Genomic DNA, 399 nt, shown 5'->3' on the forward strand with positions numbered 1-399 from the left:
TGCCAGGTTCCTGCGGCCATCTCCAGCACCGTACAGGTTTCCCCCAATATCGCCCGATGGGTGACGGTACCCCGATCGTCAAAATTCAGCACCACGAAACGACCCCTTAATGGCAACAGTAGCTCGAAGGTGTGAGGGTGTCGGTGCGGGCGCACGTAGGTCCCAGGTCACTGTAATGAAAGGAGTGTTAGCCCCTTGAGTCATGTACTGCGGTAACTGGCCATTCCATTTATTGATGGCTTCCAGCTCCATAACGTTCGGGTTTTGACGCAGAGCTTCACCGCGCAGACGAATGGCGTCTGCTTCTGCTTGCGCACGAGCACGGATAGCATCAGCTTCACCATTAGCCTGTTCACGTAGCATATTCGCCTCAGCTTTACGCTGTTCAACTTCCTGCTG

General features: G+C 54.6%; 1 protein-coding gene and 1 pseudogene. Both read right to left on the bottom strand.

Translation table 11 applies throughout. From position 1 onward, the window contains the following. Positions 1 to 116 (bottom strand): cupin domain-containing protein (locus JNB91_RS30460; RefSeq protein WP_430736382.1); only part of this gene is annotated, 116 nt, incomplete at its 3' end. Beyond that, positions 79 to 399: pseudogene (locus JNB91_RS30465) on the bottom strand (hypothetical protein); the annotation flags it as partial. The gene JNB91_RS30460 and the pseudogene JNB91_RS30465, both read right to left, overlap by 38 nt.

Origin of the sequence: Aliirhizobium wenxiniae (genome assembly GCF_019511445.1) — a bacterium.
Taxonomy (GTDB): Bacteria; Pseudomonadota; Alphaproteobacteria; order Rhizobiales; family Rhizobiaceae; genus Neorhizobium; species Neorhizobium wenxiniae_A.